This is a genomic window from Bradyrhizobium manausense (assembly GCF_001440035.1).
Lineage (GTDB): Bacteria > Pseudomonadota > Alphaproteobacteria > Rhizobiales > Xanthobacteraceae > Bradyrhizobium > Bradyrhizobium manausense.
On sequence record NZ_LJYG01000085.1, the window covers coordinates 42776 to 55871 of the forward strand.

9 protein-coding genes are annotated in these 13096 nt (G+C 64.1%); 7 read left to right on the forward strand and 2 right to left on the reverse strand.

Annotation, left to right across the window (positions count from 1 at the left end; genetic code table 11):
* Complete coding sequence (locus tag AOQ71_RS19185; protein ID WP_057749274.1) at positions 1 to 3324, reverse strand: adenylate/guanylate cyclase domain-containing protein; 3324 nt, start codon at positions 3322 to 3324, stop codon at positions 1 to 3.
* 293 nt (positions 3325 to 3617) lie between these two features.
* Between AOQ71_RS19185 and AOQ71_RS19190 the strand changes: the two genes are divergently transcribed.
* The gene (locus tag AOQ71_RS19190) at positions 3618 to 4874 is read left to right on the forward strand and encodes an MFS transporter (protein ID WP_057749277.1); all 1257 of its coding nucleotides are present in this window, start codon (positions 3618 to 3620) and stop codon (positions 4872 to 4874) included.
* Here the strand turns inward: AOQ71_RS19190 and AOQ71_RS19195 are convergent.
* Positions 4871 to 5545, reverse strand: a complete 675-nt coding sequence (locus tag AOQ71_RS19195) for a Crp/Fnr family transcriptional regulator (RefSeq protein WP_057749280.1) — start codon at positions 5543 to 5545, stop codon at positions 4871 to 4873. The genes AOQ71_RS19190 and AOQ71_RS19195 overlap by 4 nt on opposite strands.
* A gap of 334 nt (positions 5546 to 5879) precedes the next feature.
* Between AOQ71_RS19195 and AOQ71_RS19200 the strand changes: the two genes are divergently transcribed.
* The 6 genes from AOQ71_RS19200 (at position 5880) to AOQ71_RS19225 (ending at position 13095) form a co-directional block, all read left to right on the forward strand.
* Positions 5880 to 6701, forward strand: a complete 822-nt coding sequence (locus AOQ71_RS19200; protein WP_057749283.1) for an ABC transporter ATP-binding protein — start codon at positions 5880 to 5882, stop codon at positions 6699 to 6701.
* Positions 6698 to 8629 (forward strand): long-chain fatty acid--CoA ligase, encoded by a 1932-nt coding sequence (locus tag AOQ71_RS19205; protein ID WP_057749286.1) that lies wholly within the window; start codon positions 6698 to 6700, stop codon positions 8627 to 8629. Before AOQ71_RS19200 ends, AOQ71_RS19205 begins: the two co-directional genes overlap by 4 nt.
* Positions 8630 to 8807: 178 nt before the next feature.
* On the forward strand, positions 8808 to 9701 hold the full coding sequence (locus AOQ71_RS19210; protein ID WP_057749289.1) for a branched-chain amino acid ABC transporter permease: 894 nt from the start codon (positions 8808 to 8810) through the stop codon (positions 9699 to 9701).
* A 3-nt stretch (positions 9702 to 9704) separates the two neighbouring features.
* Entirely contained in the window at positions 9705 to 10778 is a 1074-nt protein-coding gene (locus AOQ71_RS19215) for a branched-chain amino acid ABC transporter permease (protein ID WP_057749292.1), read from the forward strand.
* 45 nt (positions 10779 to 10823) lie between these two features.
* Positions 10824 to 12110, forward strand: a complete 1287-nt coding sequence (locus tag AOQ71_RS19220) for an ABC transporter substrate-binding protein (protein WP_057749295.1) — start codon at positions 10824 to 10826, stop codon at positions 12108 to 12110.
* A gap of 145 nt (positions 12111 to 12255) precedes the next feature.
* Positions 12256 to 13095 (forward strand): ABC transporter ATP-binding protein, encoded by an 840-nt coding sequence (locus AOQ71_RS19225; RefSeq protein WP_057749298.1) that lies wholly within the window; start codon positions 12256 to 12258, stop codon positions 13093 to 13095.
* Position 13096 lies beyond the last annotated feature (1 nt).

Below are 13096 nucleotides of genomic sequence, written 5' to 3' on the forward strand. Positions count from 1 at the left end.
CTAGTCAAGAAACGGCAGTACGATCAGCCCAGCAGGATCGAGCCCATGCCGCTCACAGACATCATGGGCCAGCGCGAAATAACGCTCGGCCTCCGGCAGGTCGCCTCGATCAAGATTCAAAGTCGCAAGACCATCATAGCATGGAAAGAGCTGCTGCGGCTCACCGGTCTCACTCGCGACCTCGATGGCCTCGTGGTAGCAGCGCACGGCAAGGTCAGGCCGGAAATGGCATTGATGGATCTGCCCGAGCACGATCAAGGGAACCGGGAGATGCTCGCGCTGATCGAGCGCACGGTCGATCTCGATCGCCTTTTCGGCAGCCGGCACCCCCTCATCGGTGCATCTGTCCGTGAAGGTGCAACAGGCGACGGAAAAGTTGGCGAGAAGGCGCGCCTGGAAGCCGAGATCGCCGATGCGATGAGCGACATCGAGCCCACGCCGGCATACGTCGATGGCTTGCGCCGGGTCGATGATCGTGTAGAGCACTCCGAGGTTGGTGTAGCCGCGGCACGCCACATTGAGGAGGCCGGCGGCTTCGGCAGACGCGACACTTTGCTCCACCTCATGCACTGCATCCTGGTGTCGCCCAAGCCGCGCCAGCGCAACCCCTTTGGTGTTGAGCGCCTCCGCAATGGCGCGCGCCGCCTCGATGCCGGCCTGACCATCCGCGTCCACCGACACAGAGCGCGCGTAACCGAGCGCCTCGTCGGCCCATCGCGCGGCAGCGACGTGATCACCCACGCGAAACGCGAGACGGCCGCGCTCCTGCAGGAGGTGTGCCCACTCGATCGGCGCGTCGACCCCCGCAAGCCGCTCTGCCGCCTCGGCATAGTGCGCCTCCGCGTTGACGCGCTTGCCGGCGTCCCACAACAATCGGCCGAGATTGCGAAGAATTCGCGCCTCGCCGACGCGGTCCTCTGCCGCGCGGTATCGCTCCAGCGCGCATCGATAATGCTCCTCGGCCGTGCTTCGGCGGCCAGCCACGCGACATAGGTCGGCAATGCGCTCGTGCAGGACGAGGCGTTCCGGCTCCCATTCGCTGCCGGTCGACAGTACCTTGAACGACTGCTGGTAGAATCGAAGGGCATCGTCATTGGCGTAGCTTGCGCGTGCGCGATCGCCGGCAGCGCGCAGATAGCGCGCCCCTTTCGGCCTGCTCGCGCTCAGACTGAAGTGATGTCCGAGCAGTATGAGATCTTCGAGGCGCTCCGGATCATCACCATAAAGCCGCTCCAGCGCGGCACCAATCCGTTCATGAAGCTCGATCCGGCGCTGCAGGAGCAGATTTTGATAAATCACATCCTGAAGCATGGTTTGCGTAAAGCGGTAGGTCCGCAGGGAAATCGAGTTCGAGCCCGCGATCTCCTCGATGATCTCAGCCTCGCACAGAAGTTCGAGCCCTGCATCAACCCTTGCCGGATCGGTTGCCGCAGCGCCGAGGACAGCCGCATCAAAGCGCGGACCGATCACCGCTGCCTCCTGTGCCAGGCGGCGCACCTGGTGCGGCAAGCGGTCGAGGCGCGCTAGCAACAGAGCCTGGATGCTCGCCGGAATGTCCGCGGCGGCTTCATCCGACTTCACCCGCCATAGCGCGCCGTCACGCTCCAGGGCGCCGGCTTCGATCAGGCCGCGGATGATCTCCTCGAGGAAAAGCGGATTGCCGCCGGCGCGATCGAGGATACGACTGAACAGGCGTCTCGGCGGTTCACGCCAACCGTGAATGAAATAGGCCGCGAGCAATCTTTGTCCGTCAACCTCGCCAAGTTGGGGTAGCCGAAGGGTTGCGTGACTGATTTTGCTCGAACCGAACTGGTCCAGTTCCAGCATCGGCCGATGCGTGAACAGCAGCATCAGCCGCGTCCGCTCCAAACGGTCCATCAGGAACCGCAACGCTTCAAGGGACACCGCGTCGGCCCAGTGCAGGTCCTCGACGACGATCAGCAGCGGCGACAGTGCCAGGCGGCGTTCAAAGATGGTGCGGATCGCGAAGAATATCTGCCGGCGGAGCTGTTCGGGCTCGACGTGCCTCAGCACGGCACTGGGGTCGCCGAGGCCGAGCACGTGCAGATAGAGGGGCATCAGGCGGTCGGCCTCGTCCGTCGCGAGGCCAAGCTCCGACAGCGCTTGCGCGACTTTCGCCTCTGCCTCCGCGGCGCCGGCCTTCTGCGCGATGCCATAGGCGCTGCGCAGCACCGCGGCGAGCGCGCCATAGGATTGTTCGCCGAGCGGCGAGCAGGCCGCCTGCCGGATCGCCACGCCTGCGAAGCGATCGTCATCGCGGATGCGGGCTACGAATTCGCTGACCAAGCGGGTTTTCCCGATGCCGGCTTCGCCGACCAGGCGCACCAGTTGAGCCGCGCCGCCGCACGCCAGATCAAGGCTGCCGATCATGCGCGCAAGCTCTGCGTCGCGGCCGATCACCGGCGCATTGAGGCCCAGCGCGTCGAGGCCTCGTGCCGCACGCGGCGTGTCGAGCGGCTCCTTCAGACGATGGATCAGAACGCTGCCCATCCTGCCCTTGAGCGAGACCTCGCCAAGCGAGTCGTAGGAGAACGCGTGCCGCGTCAGGCGGTGGGTCAACGGGCCGACCAGCACCTCGCCCGGCGCCGCCATCGACTGCAGTCGCTGGGCGGTATTCACGGTGTCGCCGGTCACCGAATAGGATTTGGCAGCGCCCACACCGAGCCCGCCCGCAACGACGTGCCCGGTGTTTATGCCGACATGGAGCAGCAGGGGTGAGCCGGCATATGCCTTTGCGCGTTCGCTGAGACGCGCCGTCCGGCCGATCATATCGAGGGCAGCGCGGACCGCCCGCTCCGGGTCGTCCTCGTGTGCGGCCGGTGCACCGAACAGAGCAAGCAGCGCATCGCCGATGAACTTGTCCACGAAGCCGCCGAAGCTTTGCACCGCGGCCGTCAACTCCTCGAACAATTCGTTCTGAAGGGTCTGCATAACCTCCGGATCGAGCCGCTCGCTCATCGCAGTAAAGCCGCTGAGATCGGCAAACAGCACGGTGATGGTGCGGCGGTTCGCTTCGCTCTCGACCTCGCCCGAGAGAGGTCGAAATGCGGCTTGAGCTTCGGCCGTCGGCGCGAGCGGCGGAGAAGAGGACCGGATCGGCACCGTCCTCGGGCTCGCCCGCGCCGATGCCTGCCCGCTGCCCGCGGAGATCTCACAGACGAGGACGCCGCACTTCGGGCAATAGGCGAAATCGGGCGCGCATGGAAAGCCGCAGCCAGGGCATGCGTTCGGCTGCTTCGTGCCGCACTTCGGGCAGAAGGCAAAGCCGGCCTGGACCTCGAAACCGCAACCCGAGCACGTCATGGCTCAAGACCTCGCGGAAGCCGCGATGGTGTGATCTGGTGGCCCTGCGAGGATGGGCCTCAGGATGCGAACCAGAATGGGCTTTGCATGCCGGAAGAGCAAGCGGTGGCTAGTCCGTGGCGCCGTATTGGCCGGACCACCGATGCCGCTGGCGCGTTGGTGCACCGCACGTCGTCGCCAAACATGGCGGCATGCGGTAGCGCCAATTGACAGGCGGGGCGCCGGGGCTACCCTGCCGAACAGAACAACAAATAATAAGGACCGGGAATCGCCGTGAAACCCGTCAACGCATCTTGAGCACACCCACAGGACCTTCCGCGCTCGCACCATTCCGGATCCGCAACTATCGCTTTCAGTGGCCGTCGGACCTGCTCACCTCCTGGGCGTTCGAGATTGAGACGCTGGTGCTCGGCTGGTACATCCTGGTCGAGACTGGGTCTGTACTGCTGCTCACCATTCTCGCCTCGCTGCAATATGTGGGAACGCTGATTGCTCCGGTGCTCGGTATGGTCGGCGATCGCATGGGTCACCGCGATCTGCTAGTACTGCTGCGCCTCACCTATACGGTGCTTGCCTCGACCATCATGGTGCTGGCGCTGACCGGGAATCTGGCACCGCTCAAGGTGATGGTCATCGTGACGATCATGGGCCTCATCCGCTCCTCGGATCTCGGCCTGCGCAGCGCGCTGCTCGCCGACATCATGCCGGCCGAGCTGCTGGTGGGGGCGATTAGCCTGTCGCGCACGACCCAGGATAGCGCGCGCATCGCCGGCGCGCTGACGGGAGCCGGACTGTTCGCGACCTTCGGCATCGGCAAGGTCTATATGGTGATCGCCTGCCTCTATGTTGTCGCCGCCATTCTGATGTCTTGCCTGACCCGCCCCGCGAAGTCCGCCGAGCATCGAGCGTTCGAGAGCCATTCGGGCTCGCGGCTGCTGCGCGATCTCAAGGAAGGCCTCGTCTATTTCTGGAACGGTCCGGCCATGCTGGCCGCGCTTTGCGTCGCATTCCTGGCCAATCTGACCGCCTTTCCGCTGACGAATGGATTGCTGCCCTATATCGCGCGGGACATCTTTCATACCGACCAGACCGGCCTCGGTTATCTCTCGGCGAGCTTCGCGCTGGGCTCGCTGATCGGCTCCATCACACTCAGCCTGATCAGCGGCCTGCGCATTGCCCGGCTCCTGATCGGCGCGACACTGGCCTGGTACACGCTGCTGCTGGTGTTTGTCGAAATCCGGACTATACCCGTGGCGATGGCCTGTCTCGTGCTGGCCGGCATCGCCCAGAGCATGTCGATGATCTCGGCGGCCGTGATCCTGATGCGCACAGCCAGCGCGCATCTGCGCGGCCGCGTGATGGGCGTGCGCATGATGGTGATCTACGGCCTGCCGATCGGATTGCTCGCGGCCGGCAGCCTGATCGATGTCATCGGCTTTTCTGCAACGGGCTCGCTTTACGCCGCTGCCGGCTTCATCGCGATGCTGGCCATCTCCATCCGCTGGCGCGAAGACCTCTGGCCGGCGCACGCGCCCGCCAATGCGCGTTAGTCCCCGTATCCACGCAGCCGCTCGACATCGAGGATTGTGACGCCGCCATATTCGAGCCGCAGCAGCCCCTCCTTCTCGAGCAGGTTCAATGCGCGGTTGGCGTTCTGCCTGGACATGCCGGAGAGCGCTCCAATCTCTTCTTGCGTGATCTCCAGATGCGCGGTCGATTCCGGATAGAGGATCGGGTTGAACAGCGAGGCGATGCTGCGGGCAAGGCGCGCGGTGGCGTCCAGCGTGCGGTTGACCTCGAGCATGCCTATGAACTGGCCGAGCCGCTCGTTGAGCTGGCGCACCAGGAAGCGATTGAAGCCGACGCTGTTCTCGAACAGCCACATGAAGGCGCTCCGTTCCATCAGCGCGACTCGGCTGTCGCGCAGCGCGACCACGTCGTAGCGGCGCAATTCTTTCTTGAGCACGCTGCCCTCGCCGAACCAGGCGCCGGCCGTCAACCCCGCGAGACTCGTCTCCTTGCCGTCCCGCGAAACGCCGCCCATCCGGGCGAGGCCGCTCACCATGCCGGCCCAATAGTCGAACTTGTCGCCGCGCATGAACACGGTTTCGCCGGTGGCATAGGAGCGCTCGGTGATCCCGGCGCGGGCGACCTCGATCTCCGCTAGCGTGAGCTCGCGCGACCAGGCGGCGACGCGCCTCAGTTGATCCTCTGAAATCATGATCCCGAAGTCAGCCGCACCGCGTCGTCACTCCGTTCTTATGCTGCATCGCAACATCATCGTTCCGGCTCCTATCCGACGAAAATGAAGGCCGCCTCGGTCCGAAAAACTTTGCCGCAGAATTGTCAGGCCGGAGACATTTCAAAATAGCGCATTCGCCTATTGAGAACCACCTTGCGCGATGCGGCTTTTGATCCCGAACGGGGCGAAGGCGGTGCGGCTCCGGTCGGGACCATGTGCTGCATGGCCTCCCCGACACAACCGTACTAGGATCGCCCGGAAGGTACCGACGAAGAGCGCCGCAGAACGCGCCATCACCGGGAGGGATTGTTTGGTGGCTACCAGTCTCGAAGTGCGCGGCGTGTCCTTGCGGTTCGGCGGCGTTCGCGCGCTGACCGACGTCAGCTTCGCCATCAACGAGGGCGAGCTGTTCTCGATCATCGGCCCCAACGGGGCCGGCAAGACCTCCATCGTGAACTGTATTTCCGGCCGCTATAAGCCGACCGAAGGCCAGCTGTTCTACCAGGGCCGCGACATCACGGGGCTGACCCCGAATGCGCGCCCCAAGCTCGGCATCGGCCGCACCTTCCAGAATCTGGCACTGTTCCACCATATGAGCGTGCTCGACAACATCATGGTCGGGCGCCATCACCTCCTGAAGAATAACTTCCTCACCGGCTCGCTATACTGGCTCACCGGCGCGCGCAAGGAGGAGCTTGAACACCGCCGCAAGGTCGAGGAGATCATCGACTTCCTTGACCTGCAGTCGGTGCGCAAGGCGACCGCCGGCACCCTCCCCTACGGCCTGCGCAAGCGCGTCGAGCTCGCCCGCGCCATGGCGCTGGAGCCGCGCCTCATCCTCCTCGACGAACCGATGGCCGGCATGAATTTCGAGGAGAAGGAGGACATGGCCCGCTACATCGTCGACCTCAACGAGGAGTTCGGTATGACGGTGGTGATGATCGAGCACGACATGGGCGTGGTGATGGACATCTCCCACCGCGTCATGGTGCTGGATTTCGGCCGCAAGATCGCCGAGGGCGATCCCGCCGCGGTGCTCGCCGATCCCCACGTCAAGCGCGCCTATCTCGGCGAAGAGGACGAGGCGCTGGTCGACCCCGACGATGCGCCGCCGGCGCAGGAGAGCGCGGCATGATGGATTACGCAGGGCGCGTCGCCCAGGCCGACACTTATCCGAAGATGCTGCGGCTCAATGCCAGGGAGCACGGCAACGAGATTGCGCTGCGCGAAAAGGATCTCGGTCTCTGGCGCCCCTTCACCTGGAACGATTACCAGACCCGCGTGCGCGACTTCGCGCTCGGCCTGGTTGAGCTCGGCCTTGGTCGCGGCGACGTCATCGGCATCATCGGCGATAACAGGCCGGATTGGGTGGCGGCAGAAGTAGCAACCCACGCGATCGGCGGATTGAGCCTGGGGCTCTATCGCGACGTGCTGGATGAAGAAGCCTCCTATCTCCTCAATTATGGCGAGGCACAGCTGGTGTTCGCCGAGGACGAGGAGCAGGTAGACAAGCTGCTGGCGCTGGCCGAGCGCGTGCCTGATCTCAAGCACATCATCTATTCCGATCCGCGCGGCATGCGGAAATATGACGACCCGCGGCTGATGTCGGCGGAGAAGTTCGCCGAGCTCGGCCGCGCTCGCGCAACCCGCGAGCCGGAGCTTTACGATCGGCTGGTCGATGCCACCAAGGGCGAGGACGTCGCCATCCTCTGCACAACGTCAGGCACGACCTCGCATCCAAAGCTCGCGATGCTCGCCGCCGGCCGCGTGCTAGGCCATTGCGCGACCTATCTCGCTTTCGACCCGAAGGGGCCGGACGACGAATATGTCTCGGTGCTGCCGCTGCCCTGGATCATGGAACAGGTCTATGTGCTCGGCAAAGGCCTGCTTTGCCGGATGAAGATCAACTTCGTCGAAGAGCCCGATACGATGATGAACGATCTGCGCGAGATCGCGCCGACATTCGTGCTCTTTGCCCCCAGGGTCTGGGAATCGATCGCCGCCGATGTCCGCGCCAAGGTCATGGATGCGACGCCCTTCAAGCAGCGCCTGTTCGACATCGGCATGAAGTCGGGACTTGCCGCGCTCGAACAGGGCAAGCGCTCCGGCTTTGCCGACGCGATCCTGTTCCGCGCGCTGCGCGACCGCCTCGGCTTCACCCGCCTGCGATCGGCGGCCACCGGCGGCGCGGCACTCGGGCCTGATACCTTCAAGTTCTTCCAGGCCATGGGCGTGCCGCTGCGCACGCTCTATGGCCAGACGGAATTGTTGGGGGCCTACACGCTGCATCCCGAGGGCAAGGTCGACCCTGACACCACGGGCGTGCCAATGGCCGACACTATCGAGATCCGCATCGACAATGCCGACATCCACGGCGTCGGCGAGATCGTGGTGTGGCACCCCAACATGTTCCTGGGCTATTACAAGAACCCGGAAGCGAGCGTCGCCGATATCAGGGACGGCTGGATGCTGTCGGGCGATGCCGGCTATTTCAACGCAAACAGGCAGCTCGTGGTCATCGACCGCATCAAGGATCTCGCCGAGACCTCGCGCGGCGAGCGCTTCTCGCCGCAGTTCATCGAGAACAAGCTGAAATTCTCGCCCTATATCGCCGAGGCCGTGGTCCTCGGCGCCGGACGTGACGCGCTCGCGGCAATGATCTGCATCCGCTATTCCATCATCTCGAAATGGGCAGAGAAGAACCGCCTCTCCTTCACCACCTACAGCGACCTTGCCTCGCGCCCCGAGGTCTACGCGCTGCTCCAGAAGGAGGTCGAGACCGTCAACGCCACGCTGCCGCCGGCCCAGCGTATCTCGCGCTTCCTGCTGCTCTACAAGGAGCTCGACGCCGACGACGGCGAGCTCACCCGCACAAGAAAGGTGCGCCGCGGCGTCATCAACGAGAAATACGCTGAAATCATCGACGCGATCTACCGCGGCGATCCCGACATCCCCGTCGACACCGTGATTCGCTTCCAGGACGGCACCACGCAGCGTGTACGGACGACGCTGCGCGTGGTGGACCTCGGCGGGCACGGCCACATCGCGGAGGCTGCGGAGTGAATTCACTTCCAGCCCAGCCCTCCGCTACCCTTCGCCTCTCCCCGCTTGCGGCAAGGCTTTGCTACATGCACTCCGTCATTGCGAGCGCAGCGAAGCAATCCAGACTGATTTCGCGGCAAGATGCTGGATTGCTTCGCTGCGCTCGCAATGACGATGTGGGTGCATCAGGAGACCGTAAATGAACACCGCCTTCCTCATCCAGCTCCTGGTCAACGGTCTCGTGGTCGGCACGCTCTATGGCGTGGTCGCGATGTCGTTCGTGCTGATCTACAAGGCGACGCAGGTCGTCAATTTCGCGCAAGGTGAATTGCTGTTGGTCGGCGCCTGGGTGTGCTGGGCGCTGCTCGCCAAGTACCAGGTGCCGTTCTGGATCGGCATGCCGATCACGCTGGTGTTCATGTTCGTGTTCGGAATCGCGATCCAGGTCCTGATCCTGCGACCGATGATCGGCGAGCCGATCATCTCGGTGATCATGGTGACGATCGGCCTCTCCACCGTGCTCCAGGCGACGCTGAAATGGATGTTCGGCGTCAATCCGCAGCCGTTCCCGCGCGTGTTCGAGAGCCAGTCCGTCGGACTGTTCGGCCTCCAGATCCAGACCGTCTATGTCATGAGCCTCGTCGTCTCGCTCGCGATGATGATCGGCATGGCCTGGTTCTTCCGCGCCTCGAAGTACGGCCTTGCGATGCGCGCCACGGCGTTCAATCAGCAAGTCGCGCAGTCGCTCGGCATTTCCGTCAAGAGCGTGTTCGCGATGGCCTGGGCGATCTCGGCCACCGTCTCGGCGGTCGCAGGGGTCGTCGTCGCCGTGGTGAACGGCGTGTCCTCGGGCCTTGCCGCCTACGGCATCAAAGTGTTTCCGGCGGCGATCCTCGGCGGGCTCGATTCCGTCGGCGGCGCGGTGCTCGGCGGCATCATCATCGGCCTGCTCGAGAACGTCGCGCAATATGTCGACAGCCAGTACCTGCACTGGGGCAATCTCTACGAGATCGCACCCTTCTATGTCCTCATCATCGTGCTGATGATCAAGCCTTACGGCCTGTTCGGCACCCACGACATCGAGCGGATCTGACCCATGGCCGGCCCTGCCCTCATCCCTGCTGGTGATTTCCGCACCTCCTACGCAGCCGACACCACGATCTTCCCGACCACGACCAGCCGCAACTTCGCGATTCTCGGCGTGCTGCTGCTCTGCCTCGTGCCGCAGGTCCTCGGCGGATACTGGCTCAGCATCCTGATCCAGATCGGCATCTTCTCGATCGCGGCGCTGGGCCTCAACATCCTGGTCGGCTTCACCGGGCAGATCTCGATCGGGCACGCCGCCTTCTTCCTGCTCGGCGCCTTCACCTCGGCCTATATCTCCAACAACGCGCCGATTCCGGTGTTCTTCGCGATCCCGCTCGCCGGTGTCGTCACGGCGATGGTCGGCTTGATCTTCGGCATCCCCGCGGCCCGATTGAAGGGACTCTACCTCGTCATCGCGACGCTGGCCGCGCAATACATCCTGCTCGACTTCTTCTCCCGCGCGGAATGGTTTTCGGGCGGCTCGGTACCTGCGAGCGCCGAGCCGTTCTCGATTCTGGGCTACACGCTGCGCGGCGACAGGCACTATTTCTACGTCGTGCTGGCCTATGTGCTGGCGAGCTACATCCTCGTCACCAACCTGATGCGCACGCGCGACGGCCGCGCGCTGGTGGCGATCCGCGACCACTATCTCTCCGCCGAGATCATGGGCATCAACCTCACCAAATACCGCACGCTGTCGTTCGGTCTCGCCGCCTTCTTCGCCGGCATCGCCGGCGCGCTCTACGCGCACTACCAGCAGGTCGTGTCGCAGGAAGGGTTCGGCATCGAGCGCTCGATCCTGTTCCTCGCCATGATCATCATCGGCGGCACCGGCTCGATCATGGGCACGCTGATGGGCACCGCCTTCGTGGTGCTGCTGCCGGAATCCATGGAATTCATCAGCCTGCACTTGAAGGGCGGTGCGATCGACAAGGCGCTGTCGCTCAACAACAACATCACCTTCCTGCGCGAGATCGCGATCGGGGTGATCATCATCGCATTCCTGATGTTCGAGCCTGATGGGCTCGCGCATCGCTGGCGGCAGATCAAGGCGTACTGGAAACTCTACCCGTTCTCGCATTGAGCACGGGCAACTTCACTTAAACAATAAACAGGAGGAACCGACCCCATGAAGTTGATGAAGTCTCTTTTGAGCACCGCATCGCTCGCGCTCGCGATTGCCGCATACTCCGCAGGCGCGCAGGCGCAGATCGCGATCGGGCATCTCGCCGATTATTCCGGCGGCACCTCCGACGTCGGCACGCCGTTCGGACAGGCCGTCGCCGACACCTTCGCCTGGGTCAACAAGAACGGCGGCATCGGCGGCAAGCAGGTCAACCTCGACACCAACGACTATGGCTACCAGGTGCCCCGCGCGATCGCGCTCTACAAGAAATGGTCGGCACCGGACGGCAAGGTCGCCGCGATCATGGGCTGGGGCACCGCCGACACCGAAGCGCTGACCGGCTTCCTCGCCCAGGACAAGATCCCCGACATGTCGGGCTCTTATGCCGCGGCGCTGACCGATCCCGAAGGCACCAGCGGCAAGGCCAAGCCCGCGCCCTACAATTTCTTCTACGGCCCGAGCTATTCGGACTCGCTGCGCGCGATGCTGATGTGGGCGGCCGAGGACTGGAAGGCCAAGGGCAAGCCCGGCAAGCCGAAATTCGTGCACATGGGCGCCAACCACCCCTATCCGAACGCGCCGAAGGCCGCCGGCGAAGCGATGGCGCAGGAGCTCGGCTTCGAGGTGCTGCCGCCACTGGTGTTCGCACTCGCCCCGGGCGACTACAGCGCACAGTGCCTGAGCCTGAAATCCTCGGGCGCCAACTACGCCTATCTCGGCAACACCGCGGCCTCCAACATCTCGGTGATGAAGGCCTGCAAGACTGCGGGCGTCGAGATCCAGTTCCTCGGCAATGTCTGGGGCATGGACGAGAACGCCGCCAAGACGGCCGGCGACGCCGCCGACGGCGTGATCTTCCCGCTGCGCACCGCCGTAAGCTGGAACGGCGATGCGCCCGGCATGAAGACGCTGATGGAGATTTCCAAGATGTCGGACCCCACCGGAAAGGTCTATCGGCCGGTGCACTACGTCGCGGCGGTCTGCTCGGCACTCTACATGAAGGAGGCACTCGACTGGGCCGCCAAGAACGGCGGCGCTACCGGCGAGAACGTCGCCAAGGGCTTTTATCAGAAGAAGGATTGGGTGCCGGCAGGGATGGAAGGCGTCTGCAATCCCTCGACCTGGACCGACAAGGACCATCGCGGCACGCTCAAGGTCGATCTCTATCGCACCAAGATATCAGGCGCGACCGACGCCGATCTCAACGACCTCATGGCCAAGGGCACGATCAAGCTCGAAAAGGTCAAGACGGTCGAGCTGCCGCGCAAGCCGGAATTGCTGGGGTGGTGAGCCTCGCCGTCTCCACACTCACGACTGTCATCCCCCGCGAAAGCGGGGGATCCAGTACGCCGCGGCTTCTCGAGGAACCTCAGGCGTCTCTGGAATACTGGGTCACCCGCCTTCGCGGGTGACGACACCGAGAAAGCAACTGACCATGAGTGAAACGGCTCACATCGAGCGCCCCTCGCCCAGCATCGTCCCCGCACCGCCCCTCCTCGCCGTGCGCAACATCGAGGTCGTCTATGACGACGTCATCCTGGTGCTACGCGGCCTCAGCCTCGACGTGCCCAAGGGCGCCATCGTGGCGCTGCTCGGGGCCAACGGCGCCGGCAAGTCGACGACGCTGAAAGCGATCTCGGGTCTGCTCAAGACCGAGGATGGCGAGGTCACGCGCGGCCAGATCCTGTTCGAGGGCGAGCCCATCGCCGGCATCGATCCCGACAAGATCGTCCGCCGCGGCATTTTCCAGGTGATGGAGGGCCGGCGCATCGTCGCCGACATGACGTCGCTGGAAAACCTCAGGCTTGGCGCCTTCACCCGCAGGGACCGCGAGGTCGACGCCGATCTCGACATGGTCTTCAATTATTTCCCGCGCCTGAAAGAGCGCACGGGCCTTGCCGGCTATCTCTCCGGCGGCGAGCAGCAGATGCTGGCGATCGGCCGCGCGCTGATGGCACGCCCGAAGATGATCCTGATGGACGAGCCGTCGATGGGCCTGTCGCCGCTGCTGGTGAAGGAGGTGTTCTCCATCATCCAGAAGATCAACCGCGACCTCGGCGTCACCATCCTGCTGGTCGAGCAGAACGCGCGCGCCGCGCTGTCGGTGGCGAGCCACGGCTATATCATGGAGCAGGGCAAGGTCGTGCTCGACGGCACCGCCGAGGAATTGCGCGACAACGAGGACGTCAAGGAATTCTATCTCGGCGGCGCCGGCGACCAGCGCAAGAGCTTCAAGAACCTCAAGAGCTTCAAGCGGCGCAAGCGTTGGCTTTAAT

Bases quoted from the DNA above. Each gene is read 5' to 3' on its own strand.
- AOQ71_RS19185 (WP_057749274.1), bottom strand. From the start codon at position 3,324: ATGACGTGCTCGGGTTGCGGTTTCGAGGTCCAGGCCGGCTTTGCCTTC.
- AOQ71_RS19195 (WP_057749280.1), bottom strand. From the start codon at position 5,545: ATGATTTCAGAGGATCAACTGAGGCGCGTCGCCGCCTGGTCGCGCGAG.
- AOQ71_RS19205 (WP_057749286.1), top strand. From the start codon at position 6,698: ATGATGGATTACGCAGGGCGCGTCGCCCAGGCCGACACTTATCCGAAG.
- AOQ71_RS19210 (WP_057749289.1), top strand. From the start codon at position 8,808: ATGAACACCGCCTTCCTCATCCAGCTCCTGGTCAACGGTCTCGTGGTC.
- AOQ71_RS19215 (WP_057749292.1), top strand. From the start codon at position 9,705: ATGGCCGGCCCTGCCCTCATCCCTGCTGGTGATTTCCGCACCTCCTAC.
- AOQ71_RS19220 (WP_057749295.1), top strand. From the start codon at position 10,824: ATGAAGTTGATGAAGTCTCTTTTGAGCACCGCATCGCTCGCGCTCGCG.
- AOQ71_RS19225 (WP_057749298.1), top strand. From the start codon at position 12,256: ATGAGTGAAACGGCTCACATCGAGCGCCCCTCGCCCAGCATCGTCCCC.